At 37.8% G+C, this 22,266-nt stretch carries 19 protein-coding genes; 10 read left to right on the top strand and 9 right to left on the bottom strand.

The window, feature by feature from the left end:
• Window positions 1-7 precede the first annotated feature (7 nt).
• The 6 genes from EHC72_RS23125 to EHC72_RS15050 all read left to right on the top strand — a co-directional run bounded on the left by EHC72_RS23125 (window position 8) and on the right by EHC72_RS15050 (window position 9,297).
• Window positions 8-847 carry a PHP domain-containing protein gene (locus EHC72_RS23125; protein WP_246029436.1) on the top strand — a complete coding sequence of 280 codons (840 nt, stop codon included), beginning with the start codon at window positions 8-10 and terminating at the stop codon, window positions 845-847.
• Window positions 835-3,237 carry an error-prone DNA polymerase gene (locus EHC72_RS15070; RefSeq protein WP_246029435.1) on the top strand — a complete coding sequence of 801 codons (2,403 nt, stop codon included), beginning with the start codon at window positions 835-837 and terminating at the stop codon, window positions 3,235-3,237. The genes EHC72_RS23125 and EHC72_RS15070 overlap by 13 nt, the downstream gene beginning before the upstream one ends.
• A 212-nt stretch (window positions 3,238-3,449) precedes the next feature.
• Window positions 3,450-5,243 (top strand): restriction endonuclease subunit S, encoded by a 1,794-nt coding sequence (locus tag EHC72_RS15065; protein WP_131538542.1) that lies wholly within the window; start codon window positions 3,450-3,452, stop codon window positions 5,241-5,243.
• Complete coding sequence (locus EHC72_RS15060) at window positions 5,215-6,747, top strand: restriction system-associated AAA family ATPase (protein WP_131538541.1); 1,533 nt, start codon at window positions 5,215-5,217, stop codon at window positions 6,745-6,747. The genes EHC72_RS15065 and EHC72_RS15060 overlap by 29 nt, the downstream gene beginning before the upstream one ends.
• A gap of 167 nt (window positions 6,748-6,914) precedes the next feature.
• Window positions 6,915-7,808: a hypothetical protein gene (locus EHC72_RS15055; RefSeq protein ID WP_131538540.1), complete on the top strand. Its 894-nt coding sequence runs from the start codon at window positions 6,915-6,917 to the stop codon at window positions 7,806-7,808.
• Between the two features lie 7 nt (window positions 7,809-7,815).
• A complete protein-coding gene (locus EHC72_RS15050) occupies window positions 7,816-9,297 on the top strand; it encodes a class I SAM-dependent DNA methyltransferase (RefSeq protein ID WP_131538539.1) in 1,482 nt (493 codons plus the stop codon).
• Between the two features lie 79 nt (window positions 9,298-9,376).
• Here the strand turns inward: EHC72_RS15050 and EHC72_RS15045 are convergent, their stop codons facing one another.
• Both EHC72_RS15045 and EHC72_RS15040 read right to left on the bottom strand, forming a co-directional pair.
• A complete protein-coding gene (locus EHC72_RS15045; protein WP_131538538.1) occupies window positions 9,377-9,817 on the bottom strand; it encodes a hypothetical protein in 441 nt (146 codons plus the stop codon).
• Window positions 9,818-10,186: 369 nt separating this feature from the next.
• Window positions 10,187-11,263, bottom strand: a complete 1,077-nt coding sequence (locus EHC72_RS15040; protein ID WP_131538537.1) for a sensor histidine kinase — start codon at window positions 11,261-11,263, stop codon at window positions 10,187-10,189.
• Window positions 11,264-11,353: 90 nt separating this feature from the next.
• Between EHC72_RS15040 and EHC72_RS22955 the strand changes: the two genes are divergently transcribed.
• Complete coding sequence (locus EHC72_RS22955; RefSeq protein WP_186462339.1) at window positions 11,354-11,497, top strand: hypothetical protein; 144 nt, start codon at window positions 11,354-11,356, stop codon at window positions 11,495-11,497.
• A 16-nt stretch (window positions 11,498-11,513) separates the two neighbouring features.
• On the opposite strand, the gene EHC72_RS15035 is transcribed toward EHC72_RS22955, so the two are convergent.
• Together EHC72_RS15035 and EHC72_RS15030 are read right to left on the bottom strand one after the other, a co-directional pair.
• Window positions 11,514-12,245 carry a LytR/AlgR family response regulator transcription factor gene (locus tag EHC72_RS15035; RefSeq protein ID WP_131538536.1) on the bottom strand — a complete coding sequence of 244 codons (732 nt, stop codon included), beginning with the start codon at window positions 12,243-12,245 and terminating at the stop codon, window positions 11,514-11,516.
• Window positions 12,246-12,304: 59 nt separating this feature from the next.
• Window positions 12,305-12,691 (bottom strand): helix-turn-helix domain-containing protein, encoded by a 387-nt coding sequence (locus EHC72_RS15030; RefSeq protein ID WP_131538535.1) that lies wholly within the window; start codon window positions 12,689-12,691, stop codon window positions 12,305-12,307.
• 636 nt (window positions 12,692-13,327) lie between these two features.
• Here EHC72_RS15030 and EHC72_RS15025 point away from each other — a divergent pair.
• From EHC72_RS15025 to EHC72_RS15015, 3 genes are read left to right on the top strand one after another with little or no spacing between them, the layout of a single operon-like run.
• Window positions 13,328-14,077, top strand: coding sequence for a TlpA family protein disulfide reductase (locus EHC72_RS15025; protein ID WP_131538534.1), 750 nt, complete (start codon window positions 13,328-13,330; stop codon window positions 14,075-14,077).
• Window positions 14,078-14,079: 2 nt separating this feature from the next.
• Complete coding sequence (locus tag EHC72_RS15020) at window positions 14,080-17,307, top strand: SusC/RagA family TonB-linked outer membrane protein (protein WP_131538533.1); 3,228 nt, start codon at window positions 14,080-14,082, stop codon at window positions 17,305-17,307.
• Between the two features lie 27 nt (window positions 17,308-17,334).
• Window positions 17,335-18,708 carry a RagB/SusD family nutrient uptake outer membrane protein gene (locus tag EHC72_RS15015; RefSeq protein ID WP_131538532.1) on the top strand — a complete coding sequence of 458 codons (1,374 nt, stop codon included), beginning with the start codon at window positions 17,335-17,337 and terminating at the stop codon, window positions 18,706-18,708.
• Window positions 18,709-18,766: 58 nt separating this feature from the next.
• Here EHC72_RS15015 and EHC72_RS15010 read toward each other — a convergent pair whose 3' ends face one another.
• The 5 genes from EHC72_RS15010 to EHC72_RS14995 form a co-directional block, all read right to left on the bottom strand.
• Complete coding sequence (locus tag EHC72_RS15010; protein ID WP_131538531.1) at window positions 18,767-19,114, bottom strand: hypothetical protein; 348 nt, start codon at window positions 19,112-19,114, stop codon at window positions 18,767-18,769.
• A 126-nt stretch (window positions 19,115-19,240) separates the two neighbouring features.
• Window positions 19,241-19,732 (bottom strand): MauE/DoxX family redox-associated membrane protein, encoded by a 492-nt coding sequence (locus tag EHC72_RS23300; protein ID WP_394346884.1) that lies wholly within the window; start codon window positions 19,730-19,732, stop codon window positions 19,241-19,243.
• 158 nt (window positions 19,733-19,890) lie between these two features.
• A complete protein-coding gene (locus EHC72_RS15005) occupies window positions 19,891-20,460 on the bottom strand; it encodes a Crp/Fnr family transcriptional regulator (protein ID WP_131538530.1) in 570 nt (189 codons plus the stop codon).
• A gap of 89 nt (window positions 20,461-20,549) precedes the next feature.
• Window positions 20,550-20,999, bottom strand: a complete 450-nt coding sequence (locus EHC72_RS15000) for a cyclic nucleotide-binding domain-containing protein (RefSeq protein ID WP_131538529.1) — start codon at window positions 20,997-20,999, stop codon at window positions 20,550-20,552.
• 112 nt (window positions 21,000-21,111) lie between these two features.
• Window positions 21,112-22,251, bottom strand: a complete 1,140-nt coding sequence (locus EHC72_RS14995; protein ID WP_131538528.1) for a hypothetical protein — start codon at window positions 22,249-22,251, stop codon at window positions 21,112-21,114.
• Window positions 22,252-22,266 lie beyond the last annotated feature (15 nt).

Genomic DNA, 22,266 nt, shown 5'->3' with positions numbered 1-22,266 from the left:
ATAAGTTATGGCGTATAGCGAATTACAGGTTACATCAAATTTTAGTTTCTTGCGGGGTGCATCCCATGCACATGAGCTGGTGGAACAGGCGGAGACCTTTGGCTATCAAAAAATAGCGATCACGGACCGTAATACCTTGGCGGGGATTGTCCGCGCACATGCGGCTTGCAGGGAAAAAAACGTGAAGCTTATTCCGGCTTGCAGGCTGGATCTGCTGGATGGGCAAAGCCTTTTGGCATATCCAACCGACAAGGAAGCGTACGGCAGATTGTCGGCGCTGCTTACCCTTGGCAATATGCGCGCCGATAAAGGTTCCTGCCATATTTCAAGGGCGGATGTTTATGCCCATAGCAAGGGGATCATCTTCTGTGTAGTGATGCCCGGCGAGCTCAACCGGAGGTTTGAATATGAGGCTGGTTTTATTAGTGCGCTTGCAGAATACAGTCAGGCACTGAATGGCCAGTTATATTTAGCAGCTACCAGATCTTATATGGGAAACGATGATAAGCTTATCTTCCGGACCTCGCAGCTTTCAGATTTTTACGGAATTCCTGTTGTAGCAACGGGCGATATCCATTACCATGATCCCTCGCGCAGGGAATTGCAGGATGTGCTAACATGCGTACGGGAGAAATGCACCATCCAAGATGCCGGGTTTCGCTTGCATCAGAATGCAGAGCGATATATGAAAGAGATCGCCGAGATGGAGCGATTGTTTAGAAAATACCCAAGTGCTATCAAAAATACGATGATCATTGCCGAGGCCTGTAATTTTTCATTGGATGAGCTAAAATATGTTTATCCCGAAGAGATCAATCAAAGCGCAGAAGTCCAATGGAAGAACTAGAGTTCCTGACATGGAAAGGAGCGCATGAGTTTTACGGTGAAGAAATCCCTGAAAAGGTGGTTAAAATGATCCACCATGAAATGGAATTTGTGAGGCAGATGGATTATGCCAATTATTTTCTTTTTGTTGAAGATATTGTACGCGAAGCCAGATCGAGAGGGATTCTTTGCCAGGGAAGGGGTTCTGCGGCCAATTCTGCGATATGTTTTGTTCTGGGAATTACTTCGGTTAATCCCATGAAATTCGATCTGCTTTTTGAGCGCTTTATTTCGCCCGCCAGAAACGAGCCACCCGATATCGATGTGGATTTTGAGCATGAGCGTAGGGAAGAAATCATCCAGTATATCTACAATAAGTACGGGCGTGACCGGGCGGCAATCGTAGCGACAGTCACCCAGCAGCACCAGAAGGGCGCAATGAGGGATGTGGGAAAAGCGATGGGACTTTCAGTGGATACAATCAATAGGTTGTCGAGTTCTATTTGGGAGTTTACCGATGAATGGTTCGAGGGAAAACGGGTTACAGAACAGGGCTTAAACCCGGATGATCCGCACCTTAAAAAAACGCTGGAGCTTACTTCCCAGATGATGGGCTTTCCTCGGCAGCTCGGCCAGCACACCGGGGGATTTGTGGTAACGCAAGGCAAGCTTACCGACCTGTGCCCTATCCTAAATGCGCGGATGGAGGACCGAACAAATATCGAGTGGAATAAAGATGATATTGATGCGCTGGGCTTTTTAAAAGTGGATGTATTGGCGCTTGGCATGCTTACCTGCATACGAAAGGCATTTGACCTTTGCCGTGACCACTATGGAAAGCAGTTTACCCTGGCAAATATCCCGCAAGACGACCCCGAAGTCTATGATATGATCTGTCTGGCTGATACATTAGGGGTATTTCAAATTGAGAGCCGGGCGCAGATGTCGATGCTTCCAAGGCTTAAGCCTAGGGAATTTTATGATCTGGTGATCGAGGTCGCAATTGTCAGGCCCGGGCCAATACAGGGAGATATGGTACATCCATATCTGCGCAGGCGAAATGGCGAAGAACCCGTGGTGTATCCATCGCCGGAACTCGAAGAAATATTGGGACGGACATTGGGCGTTCCGCTGTTCCAGGAACAGGCGATGAAAATTGCTATTGTCGCAGCTGGATTTACCCCGGCCGAAGCAGATGGACTGCGGCGGAGTATGGCAACGTTCAAATTCAAGGGCCTGGTTAATCAATACGAGCAGAAGCTAATAGATGGAATGCTGGCCAAGGGATATACTTTAGAATTTGCTAAGCGAATATTCAAACAGCTGGAGGGATTTGGAAGCTATGGTTTTCCTGAGTACCATGCGGCAAGTTTTGCGCTGCTGGTATATGTATCCTGCTGGCTAAAGCATTATTATCCGGATGTTTTTGCTACGGCATTGCTTAACAGTATGCCGATGGGCTTTTACCAGCCCGCGCAGATCGTTATCGATGCGCAGAAACATACCGTAGCGGTGCGCGAGGTGGATGTTAACCATTCGCTGTGGGATAATAAGCTCGAAGAAAAATCGGGCAAATATTTCGCGCTGAGGTTGGGATTCCGGCAGATCAGTGGCATCCGGTCTGATGATATTGAGACCCTGGTGAATGGTCGTGGCGAAAGATATAAATGCATTACCGCGCTTCGCGATGCTGGCGTTTCACTAGCGGCGCTTGAGAGACTGGCCGATGCGGATGCTTTCCGATCCATGGGAATGGATCGGAGAAAGGCCCTATGGGAAGTTTCGGCTTTGCAGGACATGCCGGTGGAACTTTTCAAGGGACAGGCATCTGAAAGCGTGCTGGAAACGCAGGTCGAGCTTCCGCTTATGGGAAAGGGAGAACACGTGGTGCAGGATTATGGAACGGTTGGACTTTCGCTCAAAGCTCATCCGGTGAGTTTTGTGAGGCCGCAACTGGATATGCTCAATATCCGCAGTTGCCACCATATCAACAATGATTCTACAGATGGCCAATTGGTAAAAGTGGCGGGATTGGTACTGGTACGCCAGCGTCCAGGAACTGCGGGTGGAGTTTGCTTTATCACTATCGAAGACGAGACTGGGTATTCTAATCTGGTGGTCTTTGAAAAATTGTTTGAAACCTATCGCAAGGAAATATTGCATGCAAGGCTGCTGATGGTAGAAGGCCGATTGCAGCGAGAGGGAAAGGTAGTACACGTGATAGTTAGCAAATGTTTTGATTTCACGAAGATGCTTGGAAAGCTGGTGCAGGGTGAAGTTGATGACCTGCCTGTGCTGACTTTGGCTAAGGGGGATGAAAAAAGTGCACCATATACTTCGCAAAACAAAAGAGCGCAGGTTCGTAAAGAAACGCCGAAGGATGCATTTCATGGGGGTCGCAATTTCAAATAAACCCTAGTTAAAATGTTAAATGAATTCTATTTACAAGTTGTTGACATTAGGAAGCAAATCATCGTCATAGAATTATTTTTATTCCATTGTATTTGCTTTGATAATTAAATCGATATAAAAATGTAAACAACATACTTTCTCGCGGATATGTGAAATCTTAAATAAATATACTTACTTTGATAATAAAACTTAATACGCGTTCAAAAACCAAAATGAATATTGCTAATAACCCGCACTCACTAAATTTGATTCCTAAACACTGGGCTATAGCTAAAATGAGCGATTTGGTAGTCGATCCAACCGTCGATCTAGTTGACGGCCCGTTTGGCTCAAACTTGAAGGCAAAAGACTTTAAAAAAGCCGGAATACCTGTTTTTAAAATCCAGAATATAAAAGCAGGATATTTTTTAGATAAGAAAATTGATTTTGTAACTGAAGAAAAAGCGGTGGAGCTTTCTAGACATAGCTTTAATATTGGAGATATAATAATAACAAAGCTAGGGGAACCCCTAGGATTGTGTTGTAAAGTTCCTACAAAATATCCCTACGGAATTATTGTTGCTGATTTAATTAGGTTAAGGCCAAATTCAGAGATTATAAATTCTGACTATCTTGTATATGCTATCAATAGTGCAGTATTGCAGCGACAATTTGAAGAAATTACCAAAGGAACAACCCGTTCAAGAGTTAATCTAGGAGCTGTTCGGGAATTGTTAGTGCCCTTACCGCCATTGTTAGAACAAAAAGCAATAGTAGATAAAATTGACGAGCTTTTTAGCGATTTAGATAATGGAAAGCGAATCTTAGAAAAGGCGCAGCAACAAATTTCACCGTATAAACAGTTGATATTGAAGAAAGCATTTCAAGGAGATCTTACTGCTGATTGGCGAGTGAATAATCCAGGTTTTACGGGCTTTAGAACAATCGTTTCAAATTTGCTCAACTATGATAATTATGTTGGAGGAAAAAAATATGTTGGAAAGAAACAGGTGTTGTTAAATGCGGATTTTCTAACCCCGAAAAGGACGGATTGGGAACGGTGGCCGAAACTACCTGAAAATTGGGGTTACGTATATAATGACTTAATGCTTCGATATGTAACAAGTGGTTCGCGTGATTGGAAAAAATATTATAGCTCTACAGGTGCGTTGTTTATTAGGACTCAAGATATCAATACGAATGCTTTATCGAAAGAGAATATTGCGCACGTGAAGCTACCAGACACAATCGAGGGGAAGAGGAGCCTTGTAGAACAATTTGATTTGCTAATGACGATAACGGGGGCAAATGTGGGGAAAGTTGCTCATATAGATACAGAAATTGAGGAAGCCTATGTTAGCCAATCCGTGGCATTAATGAAATATCGCATAAAATCTTTTTCAAAATTTGCCTATTATTATTTTCAGACTACAGATTTTGGAAAAACTTTCGTCGAGAACATGGTCTATGGTGTAGGACGGCCAGTTTTAAATTTGCAAAATATGAGAGATGTTCCGATGGTGATTTGTAGTGAAGAGGAGCAATTGGAAATTGTAAAAATTATTGAAAGTAGGTTTAGCTTCATTGAAAAAGTAGAAGAAACGCTTTCCCGTCACTTTCAATCGGCAGAAATTTTAAAAAAAAATATACTAAAACAAGCTTTTCAAGGAAAGCTTGTGGAAGAAATGACAGAAGAGTTATCTGGATACAAATTAATAGAAAAGGCTTTAACTAAACGCGAATTGCATTTAAAGTCAAAAAATAAATCAAAGAAAAAAATGGCTAAAAAACCCGTAAAGATTTTACCCAATAAAAGTACTATCGATTTGATTTATGAATCATTTTCATATGATTCTTTTGAATTTAAGGACCTAAAAGTAAGATCAGAATTGGAATACGAAGACTTGAGGGACGATCTCTATGCTTTGTTAGAGAATGGTAGCGTTGAAAAGTATTTTGATGAGAATGAAGAGGTAATGAAATATAAAATTATTGTTTATGAAAATACTCCGGTTAAAAATTCATAGTATCGCCCACCGCCCTCTATTAGACAATCTTGAGTTATTTTTTAATCCGGAAGAAAAATTTCCTGGAGAAAATAGTCCAAATTGTTTCATCGGAGTTAACGGATCAGGGAAATCACAGGTTTTGGAAACTATCGCCGAGATATTTTACTATTTAGATAAACTTTATGGGGGTCCTAGACTAATCTTATATGCAAATTCACCTTCATTGTTTGAACTGGATTATGTTATAACGTTCCAGAAAAAGGAATATTTAGTAGAAATCAAACAATTGGAAATTAAAGCTAAAGCCCCAAAAATTACCATAACGCATAATGGAAAAGAAATAGAATGGTTCGTAGAAACATTTAAAGACTTTTTACCATCGAAGATAATTGGATATACTTCGGGCGCCAATGAGACTTTAAGTTTTCCATTTATGGACTACTATGATGAATACGCAGATTATACTGCAAAGCGAGCATTCGGAAATAAAGATTACAAAGAGGATTATGATCCTCGTTTTTATTTGATGGATTATACCACCAATATTGGTGTCGTGATTGCAAATTTACTTTATCCCCAAGAAAAAAACGTAGCGTCAGTATTAAAGGTAATTGGCATTAAAAACCTGAAGTCATTTCAATTAGTCATTCAAACAAAACATTCTGCAGCGCCACAAAAAGGGATTCGGCTCACTGAAGAATTACAAACTTGGATTGAATCATTAGTCAAAGTAGCAAGTTGTTACGAATATGTCAGCTCCGAAAACCGTTATGTTCTAGATTTTTATAACGATCCAAGCACAAGAGATGCAATAAAGTTATATTTTAAACATCCAATAGACTTTTATACAGCTCTTTACAAAATTGAACTTCTGAATAATCTTATTATAGATGATAACTATTTAAAAGAAATTAAAAGAAAACGACGTTTGCGGAAATCGATGATAAAAAATCCTAGCGTACAGGACAAGGATAAAGTATTAAATTATTCTGAGATTAAACTTGGCTTATCTACAGGGCAGGTCATTAATTATTTAGAGTTGAGCGACGGGCAACATCAATATATGAATGTTTTTGGCACAATTCTGATGACTGGATTTGAAAATGCATTGTATCTTTTAGATGAACCGGAAACCCATTTCAACCCTAAATGGCGAAGAGAATTTATTCAAATTCTAAATACTATAACGTTAAAGCGCAAACAGGATTTTTTCTTAACAAGCCATTCTCCTTTTATTGTAGCCGATAGCCGAAAAGAAAAGGTTTTTATTTTTAAAAGAGACACGAAAAAATTAATTGTCAAGCAACCTGATAATGAAACGTATGGTTCAAACTCTGATTATATTCTAAAAATGGCATTTGGAATGGAATCAACAATAGCCGAAAAATCTTTGTTGGAAATCCAGAAACTACAAAAATCTACTGATATTGATAAAATTGAAAGTGAGATAAATGATTTTGGTGAATCAGCAGAAAAATTTTATCTATTGAGGCGAATTGAAGAATTAAAATCTGAAGAATAATGCTCTTTCTCTATCCATTTTTACGCAATCATTCTGCCAATAAGCTTAATCAGCATCTAATATTTTTTTTTCGACAACTAAGGAAGGTCAGTAGGACAAGTTCTTTCCTGCCGTATAATACTTATTTTCATCCAGACTTTGTTCTACATCTAGACAACTCTCCAACGTTGGTAGAGAAGTTTCAAAGTTTTTTCAATGCATTTAGAAATCTTTCTGCAACAAACAAAGGCATTGTTATTAAATGTTTTTTTGATTGCCAGTCGATTTCCAAAATAATAGAGGATGAACTCTTCGATGCAAGCCACTTAAAAATTAGTGCAATGCCTGCTTCTATTCGCAAATCGATTAAGGAACTATTTGCGCACATGTACCCAAGTACTTTAAATAGCATTGGGAATTTAAGTGATCACTGGCAACAAATTTATGGTGAAATATTCGGGGTTAGGAAGTTAAAAGTTTGCCCTTTTTGTAGTATAGAGCCATTATATCCGCCTAAGATAAGACGACAGGATTATGATCACATCCTAAAGCAAGAAACCTATCCATTTGCGTCATTAAATATGAAGAATTTGGTTCCTATGGGAAGAGATTGCAACCAAATTTTTAAAGGTAGAAAAGATTCGATATATGATGGGGCAACTCGCAGAGCATTTGCAAATCCGTACAAAACATTTGCTAATATAAGCATTGATTTAAATGGCAGCATATTACCAAACAGAACCACTGCAGCTTATGGAAACTGGAGCATTACCCTAAGTCCCGCAAATAAATTCACGTCAACCTGGGATCAAGTTTTTGATATCAAGAAACGATATTCCGAAACAATGTTAATGCGATATTTCGATGATTGGCTGGGATATTTTATAGATGTTAAGAAGAGAAATAACGTTGTGATTACTACTCATCAACAGTTGATAGCACATCTTAACGACGAAGCAGACCTGTTTTCTAAACAGCCCTTAATCGAAGCTCATATTATTAAAAGCGCACTATTTACGTATCTTGCAGCTTGTGGTGATGCCATTTATTACAACACCATTTTAGCTCAGTTAAACAGTTAGAATATTTATGACAAACAATAATAATATAGTTCAAAAAGTTTGGAATTTTTGTGATACCCTTAGAGATGACGGAGTAAGTTATGGGGACTACCTCGAACAAATTACTTATTTGTTATTTTTAAAAATGGTGGACGAGTATTCTGGTCCAAACTTCCTAAAGGAATTCAATTTACCTGAAGGATGTGATTGGAATTCACTTTTAATTAAAGAGGAAGATCAGCTCATTAGCTTTTATAGCGCTAATCTTAAAATACTTTCTTTTGCTGGTGGTATGTTAACAAAAATCTTTGATGGGGCTCAAAATAAAATTCACGATCAGAATAAATTAAAAAAATTAATAGAATTAATTAATGCAGAAAACTGGGTAGACGAAACCTTTGACGTAAAAGGCGAAATATATGAATCACTTTTACAAAAAAATGCCGAGAGTAGTGGTGCTGGCCAGTATTTCACTCCTCGAGCAGTAATACAAACGATGGTGGAGTGTTTGCAACCAGAACCCTTACAGACTATTGCAGATCCGTCTTGTGGAACTGGTGGTTTTTTTCTTGGGGCGCTAAATTATATTACAAAGCATAAGAAGAAGTTTACAGAGGAAGAAAAAAGATTTCTCAAATTTGATACTTTTCATGGATGGGAAATAGTCCCTTCAACAGCCAGACTTTGCTTGATGAATCTGTTTCTTCATGGAATTGGAGATCTAAAAACTACTCCCGAAATTGAAATAGTTGATAGTCTTAAAAAGGTTCCATCGAAACAGTTTGATATTATTCTTGCAAATCCTCCATTTGGGAAAAGCAGTAGCGATATTGCAACAAATGATGAGAAGAAAGCTAAGCAAAGTGGATATACATTTCGGAATGACTTTTGGATAACAACTGGTAACAAACAACTGGCATTCCTACAGCACATTTTTACAATGTTGAAGGAAAATGGTGAAGCCGCTGTTGTACTTCCTGATAATGTTCTTTTTGAAGGCGGAGCTGGGGAAACTATCAGAAAGAGGTTGTTATCGGATACTAACCTTCACACAATTTTAAGGTTACCCACCGGTTTATTTTACGCGCAGGGTGTTAAGGCAAACGTATTGTTTTTTACAAAAGTACCTGTTTCGGCCAAACCGTCGACCGACGCAATCTGGATTTATGATTATAGAACTAATATTCATCATACACTTAAGAAGAACCCTCTGAGAAATGATGATTTGTCAGATTTTGTGAAAAAATTCTGTCCAGGGGATATAAAGAGACGTGTTCAGGAATATGATGCGATTACAAATCCAGAGGGTAGATGGAGAAAGTTCAGCTATGATGAGATAATATCAAGAGAAAAAACAAATTTAGATATTCAATGGCTTTCAGATGATGAAAATTCTCTCGAACTTTTTGATGATCCAGAAGATCTCGCAAATAACATTATTGAAAATCTAGAAACAGGATTAGAATACTTTAAATTAGTAAGGGATTCTTTTTCGAAAAAGCAACTATGAGAAATTTTCTGTTTGGAAATTAAAAGTCTTCTTTAATGCATGAAAACGGAGTCTATTTTACAGCGCTGGTATTGACAGGTTAATTTATACCAACAATTACAAAGTAGGCGTCGTTTTCTTTCTTAATAATGAGGTCTAGATGTTCTTCAAACGTTACAAGATTCAGAACCTCATCTTTTAAAAAGGCAGTGAATACTTCCATATCCGTATTCTCCTTGAGAATTACTTCAAGAGTTTCACTTGTCTTCCAGTCCGTCGCAAGTATTTCTGGATAGGTACCCATCAGAAGTGAAGGAAACCCTTTCCGCGAAAACGCTTCAGAAAGATGCACAGAAATTTCCCACATGTTAGGCTCTAAATTTTTATCTTCAGTTTTCCATTGCATGCCCTTGGATTCATCCTGCCACATCGTGCCGGCATATTTACCGTTCAGGTTTACGCTATAACAATCGCCAGCCTGTTCTACAACGGCTTCGATGGTTCCCTCATCGCTCGCCAGGATAAATTCATATCGTTCCATTCCTAAATTTTCTGAGTTATGATTTTGTGAAGACGCTCCCTGGGCTCCAACTTTCTTTTAGCAATTATCCAATACAATGCAACTCCTAGCTAGCCCAGCTAGTGTGCCAATGATAAATGTCTTTTTGTCGAATTTAAAAGATTTATCCATATCTCTCAATGGTTTTTTCTAAATAAACAATGCATTTTGAAGTTAAGTTTGCAAAAGTGAAGTTGCCATACAATTAACTATTAGATGAAATGCTGTTGTGCAATAGAAAGCACATGGATAATATCCATTCCCTTACCAAGTACTCCTGAAAATAGATCGCTAGTTTCTTTCAATTTATCTATTGACTCAACAACACTTCTAGGGTTCCTTCTTTAAAACTTACAGATTCAACATCAGCTTCACATCAAAGTAATTTTTATCTCTTTTGCCAAACATAAATGAGAATTTATCACCATATGCTAGACTAAGTCGCTTCTCAATATTCTCCATCCCCTTATTGAAACCTGATTGGTGGATTTTGGTGTTAATAAGATTCGATGTTTCTATTAACAGCTTCCCTTTGCTTAAATTAATAGTTAGTATTCCAGGGTTGCTAGGTTTTTGTAAATTCCCATGTTTAAGCATATTTTCGACCAGTGTTATTATGACCAGTGGAATAAAGCGAAGGTTTTTCACTTCCTCGGGAAATGAAAAATCAATGTACTGTTCCTTATCTTTTCTGATTTTATTCAGTGAAATTAAGTTGTAGATCTGATTGAGCTCTTCTTCCAACTTTGGAAAGTTGTCGTTTGATTCTCTTGTATCTAAACTGAACCGCATAAGTTCAGCAAGATTAAGGACAGCCTCACCTGCATCCTCGTTGAACTTTCGCACACTATCATATAAAAAACTCAATGTATTGAACAAAAGGTGCGGGTTAATCTGAGCCCGGAGATATTCATATTGAGCAACATTCAATTCGTTCTGTATTTCCTTCGTTCGAATATTATTTAAGTATTCTTGCTTTTCTGCCTGCTCACGTTTGTTTCGCTCTTCCTTATATTCTATAAATAAAAAGTAAAAGCAGGAAAGCCCAATAAAGAACAATCCTCTCCATAGCGATTGGAAGAAGCTTCGATAATTTTCAACAATGGTAACCACATTAAACTCCTTACTCGAATCTGATAAAATATAATTAAGAATGGATCTTAAAAATATATATAAGCCAATCTGAACCACCATCAGAAAACATACCCTTGTCCACGAGTTTCTCATCTTAAAGCTTTTCCCGAGGACCAAATGTGCATTTGTATAAAAGAGGATGATATTTAGCACGTAATGGAGCAAATAATTTAATGGTTTGCCAAATGCTCCCGCCGCAAGACCTATAAGCGTTATTTCAAAAAAGATAAAAAGCGCCCATCCGATTAAATGGATTCTCTGGGTTTTTGACCACTCAAAAATTTTCTTTGTCATGCTATAAACTGTATTGGTGTAACTCCATATTATCACGGTGTAATAACTTTTTTTACCATATCCAATTGGGCTAGTTTCAAAATAAAAAACATGAAACACATCCCTCAAAAACTGATTAAAAAAACAGCATTTGTTTTTAAATCACAGAAAAACCAGAGGTTGTCATCAACCGATCCAACCAATTCCAGTATTACGATTATTGCAACTGAAACTTTCGTTGCATTGAAAAAGTAGACTGAAGACAATAAGACTACCGGCCGGATCTTAAGGTTTTTCGTTCTAAAAATTCATTAAAGCTATCTTTGTAACTATTGCCCATTGGAACAACATAAGAACCCATTTTTAACGTATTTCCAATGACTTTCTCCACCTTCTCTGCATTGACAAAAAATGATCGATGCACCCTATAAAAAAGTGTTCCCCAAAAATCCTTTTCTACCTCCTTCATGGTCAGATAAACCATGTATTTAGTATCCTCTGTGACGATGTTGATATAATTCTTTTCGCTTTCAAAAAACAGTATTTTGGATTTTTTGATTTTAAGCCTCTGCCCCCTGTCGCCAATACTTACGAAGAAAAATTTTCTTCCTGACTGTTTAGACTTTTCTATTTTTTTTGTTTCCGATTCGAGGATGTCCCAGACAGTTTTTATAAACTTGGGTTTAGATATGGGTTTGACTAAATAACGGGATGCATCCACCTCAAAAGCTTCTACTGCATATTTAGTAAATGCCGTAGTAAATACTATAAACCTAGCTCTATTCACCAATTTTTTTGCAAGTTCAATGCCAGTAATATCAGGCATGTCTATATCTAGAAAGATAAAGTCGATCTTATCCTTTATGCTAATTTCGGATAGGGCTACCAGCGGATCTGTGTAGGTCTTGACTAAAGTAAGATTTTGATTTGTTTCTATATAATCTGATAAGATAGAAATAGAATGTTTTTCATCATCGATAACGACGCAACGTAATTGTTCCATATGTCAAAGTTTAAATTGTTCAGTCCTTCTTGACCTCTCAATTACTTTGCATTTTCAAATTAACGTTCTGATTCTTCTTTTGGTTCGATTTTTATTACCTCAGTAGTTTTCTTCTGGGAGATGGAACCGTCTCTGTTAATTTTATTTGTCCTTTTTAGAGTTAATCTAACCATATCATATTGCGGTTGCTCTAGTGGAAGGACATCTTGAATCTTGCAATTGAGAGCGATAGCTAACAAGTGAATGTGCCTTATACTGTATTTGGCCCTTTCGGTATAAAGTTCAACTTTTCCTACAAAACCTTCAGATAAACCCATCTTTTGTGTGAGTGAAACTTGAGAAAGACCTAACTCTAATCTTAAGTTCTTGACATTGACAATAATTAAATAATCCAAATGAGAAATTTCAATAGTTACAATTTCTGGGTTGGAATTCCGGTTCTGCATTGTTTTGCAAGGAACAATAAAATGAAAATTTTATCACAGGTGCATGTGGAAGTGAAAGTTTTTATTTATATTAGCTTAATAAATTTATTGTTGGTTAAAAGACATTTAACTACAAGATTTGATTTTTTTATTACTGAAAAACCTTGTGACGAAAAGTAGGACGTTTGAACACAAGCAGTAGGTGAAAACTCAAATCCTGTGCTATCTTTGCATAGCATAAGGACTTGGGTCGCCTGCTATTCTGTGTTCGACCGCTGTAAAGCGGTGGTGGTCCTACACCTTCGTCTCAGAAAAGCTAAGGGCGGCCCTTTTTATTTTCTAAAGGTTTTTTGGTGCAAACCAAGAAACGTGAAAGACCAAGTTGAAAATTCATTTCTTCTAACATCCCTATCTTACGAGAAAGGTGGAAACTACCGTTTTCAAAATTTTCGTGGTAGAAGGGTTGTTGTTATTGGTGTAGCGTTCATAATTCTTATCAGCTTGGTAATTTGTTCTCCTGAATAGGATACCAGGCTAGGGCAGGTCACCTTAGTGGTTAATGATAAAAAATAGGTTCTTTAATAATGCACCTGCCTTAGTTTTCTTCAATATTTGAGTTTCCTCATTTAATTTCCGAATCAACTAACTAAACCAACCATGATGAAAAAAACGATATATTTTATCGCTAAGGCATTGCTATGTAATTTTTTTAAACCTAAAATTAGCATAGAGACTAATTTTTCTGAAAATGCACTGAATAAGTTTTCTAAACACGTCCTCGATTTTACAGAAAGCGAAAAGCTGATCAAAAGTGTAGCAGCCCTTTCCTTTAACGAAATTAAGCTCGAACGGTTAAAAAGAAAAAAAATTCTCGTTTTAGTTTTTCTTTTAATCAACAGTATTTCGATCCAAGCACAAGAAAAAAGTCAGAATTATTCCATAGGTATAGATAAAAAGATCCCTAATGTGTTTCTCTCGAAGGTTATTAACTATTCAGCGACCGGAATCCGTCTTTCAGACTTAAAAGGTAAAGCGGTAATTCTCGATTTTTGGGCTACGTTTTGCTCCGCTTGTTTGATAGAATTTCCTAAAATGGATAGCTTCCAAAAGCAGTATAACAAAAACCTACAGGTGATATTGATCAATACTTATTCGAAAGATACCGAAAAAGTACTTGGCGATTTTCTGGTACACCAAAAGTCTAAATTGTCGGGTTTTTCTTTGCCGATTGCTCAAAGTGATAGTACACTACGCGAGATCTTCCCCATCAAAAGCATGCCTCATTATATATGGGTAGGATCTGACGGAAGAATCAAAGCAATCACTCGAGCCGAACAGGTTACTGCTCCAAATATTGAACGGTTGATTGCAGGACTGTCCCTCAACTTAAAAATCAAAACAGATTAAAAATGAAAATAAATAATTTTAACGCCAGAAAAATGAAATGGAATTTCTTCCTATTAGTTGTGGCAATATTACTTATCATGCTTTCTGCATTTACTGCCTGCGCGCAAGATAACCAAGAAGTTCGTGGGAAGGTGACTGATCTTGACGGCAAGTCTATTATCGTTTCAATTCGTTTTAAGGGGGGGGTAACCCTTGCTGATAGAGACGGAAGCTTTGCTATAAAAGGGTTAAAACTTGGTGATACTATTCGTTTTACTGCCACAGGATTCAAAAGTGTGACCAGGACCAATGAGAAACCTGGCTCTTTTATGTCCATCAAAATGACAGAGGAAATCCAGCAACTGGAGGAAGTTTTAGTGCAGACTGGTTATCAGAGTGCGAAGCCAAATGAAATAAATGGAACAATTTCCTTAATCGATGAAAAAGCTCTGAATGCTCGATCCGGTACCAGTATACTTGACCGCCTCATAGGACAGAGTAGCGGGTTGATGTTGCAAGTAGGGAAAAGTAATAACAATCCTCAAAACAATACTAATATCAGTATAAGGGGGCTTGGAACGATTAATGGTCCCCTAGATCCCCTTATTGTTTTAGACGGTTTTATTTATGAGGGCGATATTGCCAACATAAATCCAAATGATGTTGAGAACGTCTCGATATTAAAGGATGCGGCCTCAGCTTCTATTTGGGGTGCAAGAGCTGGAAATGGGGTCATCATTATTACAACTAAGAAAGGTAAACTAAACCAAGCCATGCAGCTTTCATTTAACGCTAACTTTCTTTTACAGGATCTTCCAAAACTTACTGCGGTAGGACAAATGGAAAACAGTGATTATATCGCGGTAGAAAAACAGCTCTTTAATGCAGGCTATTTTAATGACAGGATAACCTCCACACCGTGGGCAGCCATTACTCCAGTTGTGGAAATTTTGTTAGCCCAGCGGGATGGCAAAATTTCGCAATCGACTGCCGATGAACAAGTACAAAATTTGCTGAAGAATAATACTCAGCAATCCTATTTGGATAACTTTTACACTCGTGCCCTAACCCAGCAATACAATCTTAACATTAAAGGTGGGGGAGAAAGAAATAGCTATTTATTTTCTGCAGCTTACGATCATGTTAAAGGAGAGACTTATAGTAATACCGATAAGTTAAATCTGCATCTTGCGAATGATTTCAAACTTATAAAAAAACTTGACCTTAATACAAATATCTATTTCACAAATGTTGATAGCAAAACAGGAAGGCCAAGTTTCAATTCGCTAAACATTGGAAGTCGTTACCCAACCTATATGGACTTTAGTTCGCTGGGCGGTATGGCGACGAGCTATCGTAGCATTTACACGGATACTTTAGCCTCTGGAAAATTTTTAGACTGGAAATACTATCCAACTGAAGATTATAAACATGATTACAATAGGCGTAAAACTCAAGAACTTTATGCAAATTTCGGTCTAAAGTATCAAATTTTAGATGGGTTAAACCTACAGTTAAATTACCAATACCAGCGGCAAAACTCAAGTGATGAAAGAACCTCAGACGCTGAAAGTTATGCTGCCAGAAACCTGGTAAACACTTTTAGCCAATTCAATAGGGCAACTGGGATAGTGACTTATCCCGTTCCGAAAGGAGGAATTCTGTTAGCTAATACATCAGTTGTGAATTCACAGACTGGGCGAGCACAGTTCAATTATAACAGGATTTTTGGAGTGCACAGTATTACCGCCATTGCTGGGAGTGAGGTAAGATCCTCAAATACTTCTGCAATGGGAAACAGGCGGCTTGGATATCAATCCGATCCCCTTTATTTTAGTCCCGTCGACGAAGTTGGATATTACCCTGAATATCTTACAGGCAATACTAACCAGATTGGTGGAGTAAACACTTTACTTGAAACTGCCTATCGTTTTTTAAGTATGTACAGCAATGTTGCATACAGTTATAAAGGGAAATACCTGATTTCTGGAAGTGTCCGTAGAGATGGTTCCAATATTTTTGGTGCAAATACAAATGATAAATGGAAACCGTTATGGTCAGCTGGTTTGGGCTGGAAGGTCTCTGATGAGAGTTTTTATAACATCGACTGGCTACCTGTTCTCCGCCTAACAGGTACATTTGGCTATAGTGGAAATGTCGATCTAAGCAAAACAGCGCTACCAATTGCCGGATATGGAACGAATTCAATTACCCGTTTTCCAATTACAAGGATCAATACTATAAACAATCCTGATTTGCGCTGGGAACAGCTCTCACAGCTTAACCTAAAGATAGATTTCGAGCTAAAAAAACAAGTTCTAAGTGGATCTCTGGCATGGTATGTCAAAAGGGGATCTGATCTATATGGAAGGGATTCTTACGATTATACATCTTGGGGGGCGAATGACGAAATTGTTAGGAACGTAGCGGATATGGTTGGACATGGTTTTGATGCCGATTTTCATAGCCGCAATATCCAGGGTAAAAATTTTAGCTGGAACAGCGATCTTTTCTTTAGCTATAACCTAAGCAAGACAAAAAAATATTACTCTAAAACTATGGCAAGTATTTATTCGATGATATCTGGTGGTAATTATATAACGCCTTTAGAGGGATATCCGCTATATGCTGTTGCGGCATATAAGTGGGGAGGACTCGACAATAAAGGAAACCCGCAAGGGTATCTGAATGGATCCTTAAGTACCGATTACGCAGCTATGTTAAATGAAGCTAGCAACACGGGAAGCAATTTAGTCTACCTTGGAGCTTCAAGTCCAGCTTATTTTGGATCGATAATCAATACTTTCAGATTCAAGGGGCTAAGCTTCTCTTTCAATCTCAATTATAAATTGGGTTACAGGGTCAAAAAGCCAACGATAAGTTATTCACAGTTGATTAGTAATGGAATTGGTAATGCTCAGTTTTCCAACCGATGGCAGAATCCTGGGGATGAGCAAAAAACCAATGTCCCTTCATTCATATATCCTAATTCATCATTAAGGGATGCATTTTTCTATTCATCAGAACCTAATGTAATGCGTGGAGACCATGTTAGAATGGATTATTTGCGCATAGGGTATACCTTGAATACCTCGCAATGGAAATCCCCGTTCCGAAACCTTGAACTCTATTCAGGTATGCAGAATATAGGAATCTTATGGAGAGCAAATAAGGATGGTTATGATCCCGATTATGCAAATGTAATTTCCCCTTCACTTCAATTTTCTTTCGGTATAAAGGGCGCATTTTAATAGATCTGTTATAAAAAATAAAAAGAGATGAAAAGATTAAAAGTTTTGAGAATATTTATTACAGGTATTGGTATTCTTGCCATATTCTCAGGTTGTAAAAAATTTCTCGATGTGAAGTCAGATAAGCAGCTTGTCGTTCCAAATACCCTTGTAGACATTCAAGGACTATTGGATGATGCAAATTTGATGAACATCCGTACATCACCCTCTTTCGGAGAGGCTTCGAGCGATGATTTTTTTCTCCCCTCGGAGAATTATAAATCACTGATCACAAGGGGGCAGGAGGCCTACACCTGGCAGCCAACACCCTATAGATTTCAAAATGACTGGAGTTTGGCTTACACGGCAGTTTTCAACTGTAATTTAAGTTTAGAATTACTGGAAAAGATAGACAGGACATCTTCTAATTCTGCCGCCTGGGACAATGTGAAGGGTAGTGCATTGTTTTTCAGAGCGTATTATTTCTTAATGCTGACGAATCAATTTGGATTGGCATATGATGAGCAGTCATCTAAAACCGATTTGGGAATAGCGCTTCGCCTAAATTCAGATTTTAATATTCCCTCAATTAGATCCTCAGTCAGTGATTGTTATAGCCGAATTATAGAAGATGCGAGTCAGGCACTTAGATTATTGCCAGATTACCCTCAGCATGTCATGAGGCCATCTAAAGTTGCGACTGCGGCTTTGCTCTCACGATGCTTTCTGTATATGCGGAAGTATGATCTTGCGATGAAATACACTATTGAAGCGCTGGCATTAAATAATAAGCTCATGGACTTCAATGGTGACGCTGATTTACTGGCTCTTACCAGTGCAGTACCAGTGAAAAAGTTCAATAAGGAAACCATCTGGTATGCGGAACTTTCAAGCAATTTTGGTGTAAATACTGTGTCGAGATCACGTATCGACTCTAACCTGTATTCATCTTATTCCGCAAACGACCTTAGAAAAGTTGCATTTTTCAAATCCGCTGCGCCGTATCAGCAGTTTAAAGGGAACTATACGGCGAACGCAACGGTTTATTTTTCTGGCCTAGCGACCGATGAACTCTACCTCACAAGTGCGGAATGCAAGGCCTGGCTAAACGATTTACCTGGAGCAATGGATGATTTAAATAAATTGCTAAAGTCACGCTGGAAAAGTACGACTATATATTCTCCAATTGTTGCAAGCGATAAGCAGGATGCTTTGTCCAAAATCCGATTGGAAAGAAGAAAAGAACTGTTAATGAGGGGGCTTCGTTTTGCAGATATCAAGCGATATAACAAAGAAGGGGCGAATATAATTTTAAGACGGATTATCGACGGCAAAGTTTACAGCCTTCCGCCAGATTCGCGGTATTATGCTTTGCCGCTTCCCACAGACGTAATCGAATTGTCTGGTATGACTCAAAACTAATTGTTTAACATGGGGAGGATCTTTTTCTGCCCCATGTTAAATTCACTAGACAGAAAAATTATTGATCTGCGCGATTGATAATTTCCATGTCTTCATCAGCACTTCCAATTACGTAGGCTGAACTGGTTGTGTATGGAGACGCATTAAGGTTTAAGGTTGATTTAAGAGTGGGCGTACCTCCTGTGTTGACAAACGCCTGATCTACCTTGATAGTACATGGTGCTTGTAGATCTTCTTCACAGCTGGGAGCCGAAGGATCATAAGTCCAGTTGCTTAACGTTTCTACATCACCTTCAGCATGAGGAATTGCGTTATAACGGAATTGGTACTGAACTCTTTTACCAATTGAGTCCGATTTGAACGCAGAACCACCAACTACTAATACTAATCCTAAAGCGGCGGCCATTAGGCCTTTGCTTAAATTTTTTACTAATGTTTGCATAATTTAAGGATGCTTTTTACTTTGAAAAAACAAGCGAAAAAGTTAGTTTAAGATTTGGGCACTATGCCCTGGTTAATTGTGTTAATTAGTTTAGGTACTTTTATTTTTTTCTTTGCCGGTTAACCTCCTTTCTCTCTTCTCGGTATGAACTAAACAGAGTACATTTATGGAAATTAATAGCAGATTAAAATATAGATGGTTTTTCCAGCTCATCTTGGAAATAAGACCGCCACAACTACAGGGTACTTTTGGGAAAACGTGACTTAAGATCAGAATTATATAGATTGTAAATCCTAAGAGAAGGGAAAGTGAAATCCATAACCCCAATCTGTGTCTATTTAAAATTAGTAGGGTAGCAGAAATTAACTCAAGGGTTGGAATTAGGTATGTCAGTGCAATAGTAATAACATTAGAGAAAGGCTGCTCCTCCATCTGGCGCTGATAAAGTTGCAAATCTGCCAGTTTTGCAAATACAGCATACGACCAAAGTAATGTTAAAAGAAATAACCCGCTTGAATTCAGGTATGAAACTAATCTTGCGTTGTTCGTTTGCGCCCCTCTATTTAAATAAGTATTTTCCATTTTTCTTTATCCTTTCTAACAACCATCAGATTGTCGATTAAAGTTCGAAACAATAGAAGTATGAATCGCTACCCGAATTCGGTGATTTTTGCTCTTTTTGCACCCCATAGTAAGTGTAATAATGATATTGTTATTTGTGTATTTATATGATTGTCAATTCATTGCTTTCTGTATTTGCGTTTAATCTTAAAGAGGTATTTTGACTCTATAGCAAGTAACGAGGCCAGTATTTTATGGATGGGGAGGTTGATTAGCTCTGGATGTAGATTTCGGAAATGCAGAAATCTTGTTTCTGCATGCCTGATCCTTAGCATTTGCTCTCTCTGCTTTACATTCTGTATGTTTTCCTCGTATATTTCTAGTAGTATTAGTGAAAATTTGGGATTTACTTTTGCATGCTCATTCCATTGGATAAGATTTAAAGCGTAACCTGAACTATCTTTTAGAAAATTTATATATTCAATTGATTGGCTAAACGAAAAAAAAGAAGTTGTGGGTAGTATGAATCCATGCTCTAGTATCCATGATGTATGTTCCTGCCCCTCATGTATAAAGTACCCTCGGGCTAAACCATCTTCTATAAAATAAAGTTCCGGATAGGAGTGGTCGGGTGTGCTAAGTAGTAGACCCTTGTTAAAAAACTTGGGAACAAACATTTCGGCAATCTGCATTGCAAGATTTACGTTGGCATTTTGAAGGCTTTGAAGTTTTTCGATGAGTCGTTTCATTTGATAAATGATTTTTAGTGAACCTTTTGTGGGTGCGATAAAATGATAATTAATAAGTTTTAGCGGACGTGATACTTTTTTTGAACCGGCTACTCAGTTTTATTAATTTTAAACAGGATTGTAAATAGTCTGTTGAAATGAAATGATGTGAAGTTTAGGTCAAGCAAGTATGCATCGAAGAACAATTTCATCAGATTGGAGAAGTGCTTTTCGCTTATTGCGATTATAGAACAATCTTCTAAAAATTCTACATAAAGCTCATACCTTGATCCAGGAATTATTTTAGCAAAGTGATACAAAAAATCGTTTGTGCGGTTAGTACCAATAATAATCTCCTCATCCGTGTCTTTATCAATGGCAATTATGTGCAGTGTCCCTTTTTCAATTAGGGGAAAAAACAGATTCTTCTCCCGCGATATAAAAAGCGCTTGACCTTTTAAATAAGGTATTTTTTGTGCGATAGTAGCAATGTATGCTTTGAGACCTGCTGAGAGGGGATTGAAAGCACTTAGTTTCAATGTGTAATCTTCACCGTTCATAATCTTTTTGGGATAAAGAACGGTGATTTTAATATTTTGTCAAGTTGCAGAATTTTTAGCCGAGTGCAACCCCCACTGCACATATCAATACACCAGTTTTCCTCTATTAGCCTTAATATCGCTCCTGGGCCAGAGCCAACATTTCGCTTAGTTTTGCGATAACTTTTTTGATATCTTCACTCGCATGATTATAATGCGCGTTTCTTGCGCTCTTTTCTGAGATTGATTCGCGTTCTACAGTGCTAAAATGTCGAGCTATATACTGGTGCGCAAATTTTGCCCTTTGCCATATAATTATTCCAGTTTCCATCTGCAGATGGACAAAAAATGCCAATTGTTTTACTGAGAATGATACCTTATAGTTGGCATTCATAATTCCGGCTTCCTCAACTTCATGATTGACAAACTCCATCGCTCTAAGTAAAAGCAGTTCTTCCCTCAAGAATCTCTTGATTGCCCTTTTAACATCAGGGCTATTCTCAAATTGAAGCTTATGATCCTGAATGAATAAAACGCGCATTTCTTTTCGAAAAAGGCAAACTGATGAGATTTGCTCACCTAATGTTGTTTTGTTTTCGATCTCCTTTGATATTAAGAGTTTTGCATGATTGTACAATTGGCTATGATTTATACCGTTTTCTAGAAAGATTTTTACTAATCCAAATTCATTGGTAGAATTGGTTTCAATAATTTTTCTATGTATTTCTCTAAAACTACTCTTCCAAAATCCCAGATCCCTAAAACTAACTATTTGCCCCACGTCTAATATAGCGCTGGTCAATTTCAATACTTCTTTGGTGAAACACCGTTGCTGAAGCTCGTCGAGAATTAGACTCAACACCTCTTTTATTCCAGATTCCTCTGAATAAATAATTCTTTTGGGCACTTTACCTTTGTGATCGAAAATTCCGGGAAAAATTTCTCTCATCCAGTTTATAAGACTTTCCAATTTGTCCAACAGAATTTCCAGTGAGCCCACTATTATTTTTTTATTCGTTTTGGCTCCCTGTTCCGAAATTTCAGCACTGACCTTATCCATCAATAAGGTGATATTCTGCTGGTGGAAATTAAAATATGTCTTAACTTTTTCCCTATTGTTTAGATCTATAGCAATATCCTTAAAAAATCTGATCAGTCTGGCATATTCTCTTTCGAGGTTTTTCTTCGATTCTACGGTATAGTTTTTTGCAAAGCTGGTCTTGGTCTGTAAGCTCTGAAAATGCTCCTCAAAAAAAGTAAATTGATAGTTCATACGTGATTTTTATCT

The sequence above is a fragment of the Pedobacter nototheniae genome (genome assembly GCF_004335085.1).
In the GTDB taxonomy this organism is placed as follows: Bacteria; Bacteroidota; Bacteroidia; order Sphingobacteriales; family Sphingobacteriaceae; genus Pedobacter; species Pedobacter nototheniae.
Note: the sequence above shows the minus strand (reverse complement) of the source record. Positions and strands in the feature narration are given on the sequence as shown.

Coding starts and splice junctions, on each gene's coding strand:
- EHC72_RS15040 (WP_131538537.1), bottom strand. CDS start 11,263: ATGACAAAGAAAATTTTTGAGTGGTCAAAAACCCAGAGAATCCATTTA.
- EHC72_RS15010 (WP_131538531.1), bottom strand. CDS start 19,114: ATGGCCGCCGCTTTAGGATTAGTATTAGTAGTTGGTGGTTCTGCGTTC.
- EHC72_RS15050 (WP_131538539.1), top strand. CDS start 7,816: ATGACAAACAATAATAATATAGTTCAAAAAGTTTGGAATTTTTGTGAT.
- EHC72_RS15070 (WP_246029435.1), top strand. CDS start 835: ATGGAAGAACTAGAGTTCCTGACATGGAAAGGAGCGCATGAGTTTTAC.
- EHC72_RS23125 (WP_246029436.1), top strand. CDS start 8: ATGGCGTATAGCGAATTACAGGTTACATCAAATTTTAGTTTCTTGCGG.
- EHC72_RS15005 (WP_131538530.1), bottom strand. CDS start 20,460: ATGAAACGACTCATCGAAAAACTTCAAAGCCTTCAAAATGCCAACGTA.
- EHC72_RS15065 (WP_131538542.1), top strand. CDS start 3,450: ATGAATATTGCTAATAACCCGCACTCACTAAATTTGATTCCTAAACAC.
- EHC72_RS15015 (WP_131538532.1), top strand. CDS start 17,335: ATGAAAAGATTAAAAGTTTTGAGAATATTTATTACAGGTATTGGTATT.
- EHC72_RS22955 (WP_186462339.1), top strand. CDS start 11,354: ATGAAACACATCCCTCAAAAACTGATTAAAAAAACAGCATTTGTTTTT.
- EHC72_RS14995 (WP_131538528.1), bottom strand. CDS start 22,251: ATGAACTATCAATTTACTTTTTTTGAGGAGCATTTTCAGAGCTTACAG.
- EHC72_RS15060 (WP_131538541.1), top strand. CDS start 5,215: ATGAAAATACTCCGGTTAAAAATTCATAGTATCGCCCACCGCCCTCTA.
- EHC72_RS15000 (WP_131538529.1), bottom strand. CDS start 20,999: ATGAACGGTGAAGATTACACATTGAAACTAAGTGCTTTCAATCCCCTC.
- EHC72_RS15030 (WP_131538535.1), bottom strand. CDS start 12,691: ATGCAGAACCGGAATTCCAACCCAGAAATTGTAACTATTGAAATTTCT.
- EHC72_RS15035 (WP_131538536.1), bottom strand. CDS start 12,245: ATGGAACAATTACGTTGCGTCGTTATCGATGATGAAAAACATTCTATT.
- EHC72_RS23300 (WP_394346884.1), bottom strand. CDS start 19,732: ATGGAAAATACTTATTTAAATAGAGGGGCGCAAACGAACAACGCAAGA.
- EHC72_RS15025 (WP_131538534.1), top strand. CDS start 13,328: ATGATGAAAAAAACGATATATTTTATCGCTAAGGCATTGCTATGTAAT.
- EHC72_RS15045 (WP_131538538.1), bottom strand. CDS start 9,817: ATGGAACGATATGAATTTATCCTGGCGAGCGATGAGGGAACCATCGAA.
- EHC72_RS15020 (WP_131538533.1), top strand. CDS start 14,080: ATGAAAATAAATAATTTTAACGCCAGAAAAATGAAATGGAATTTCTTC.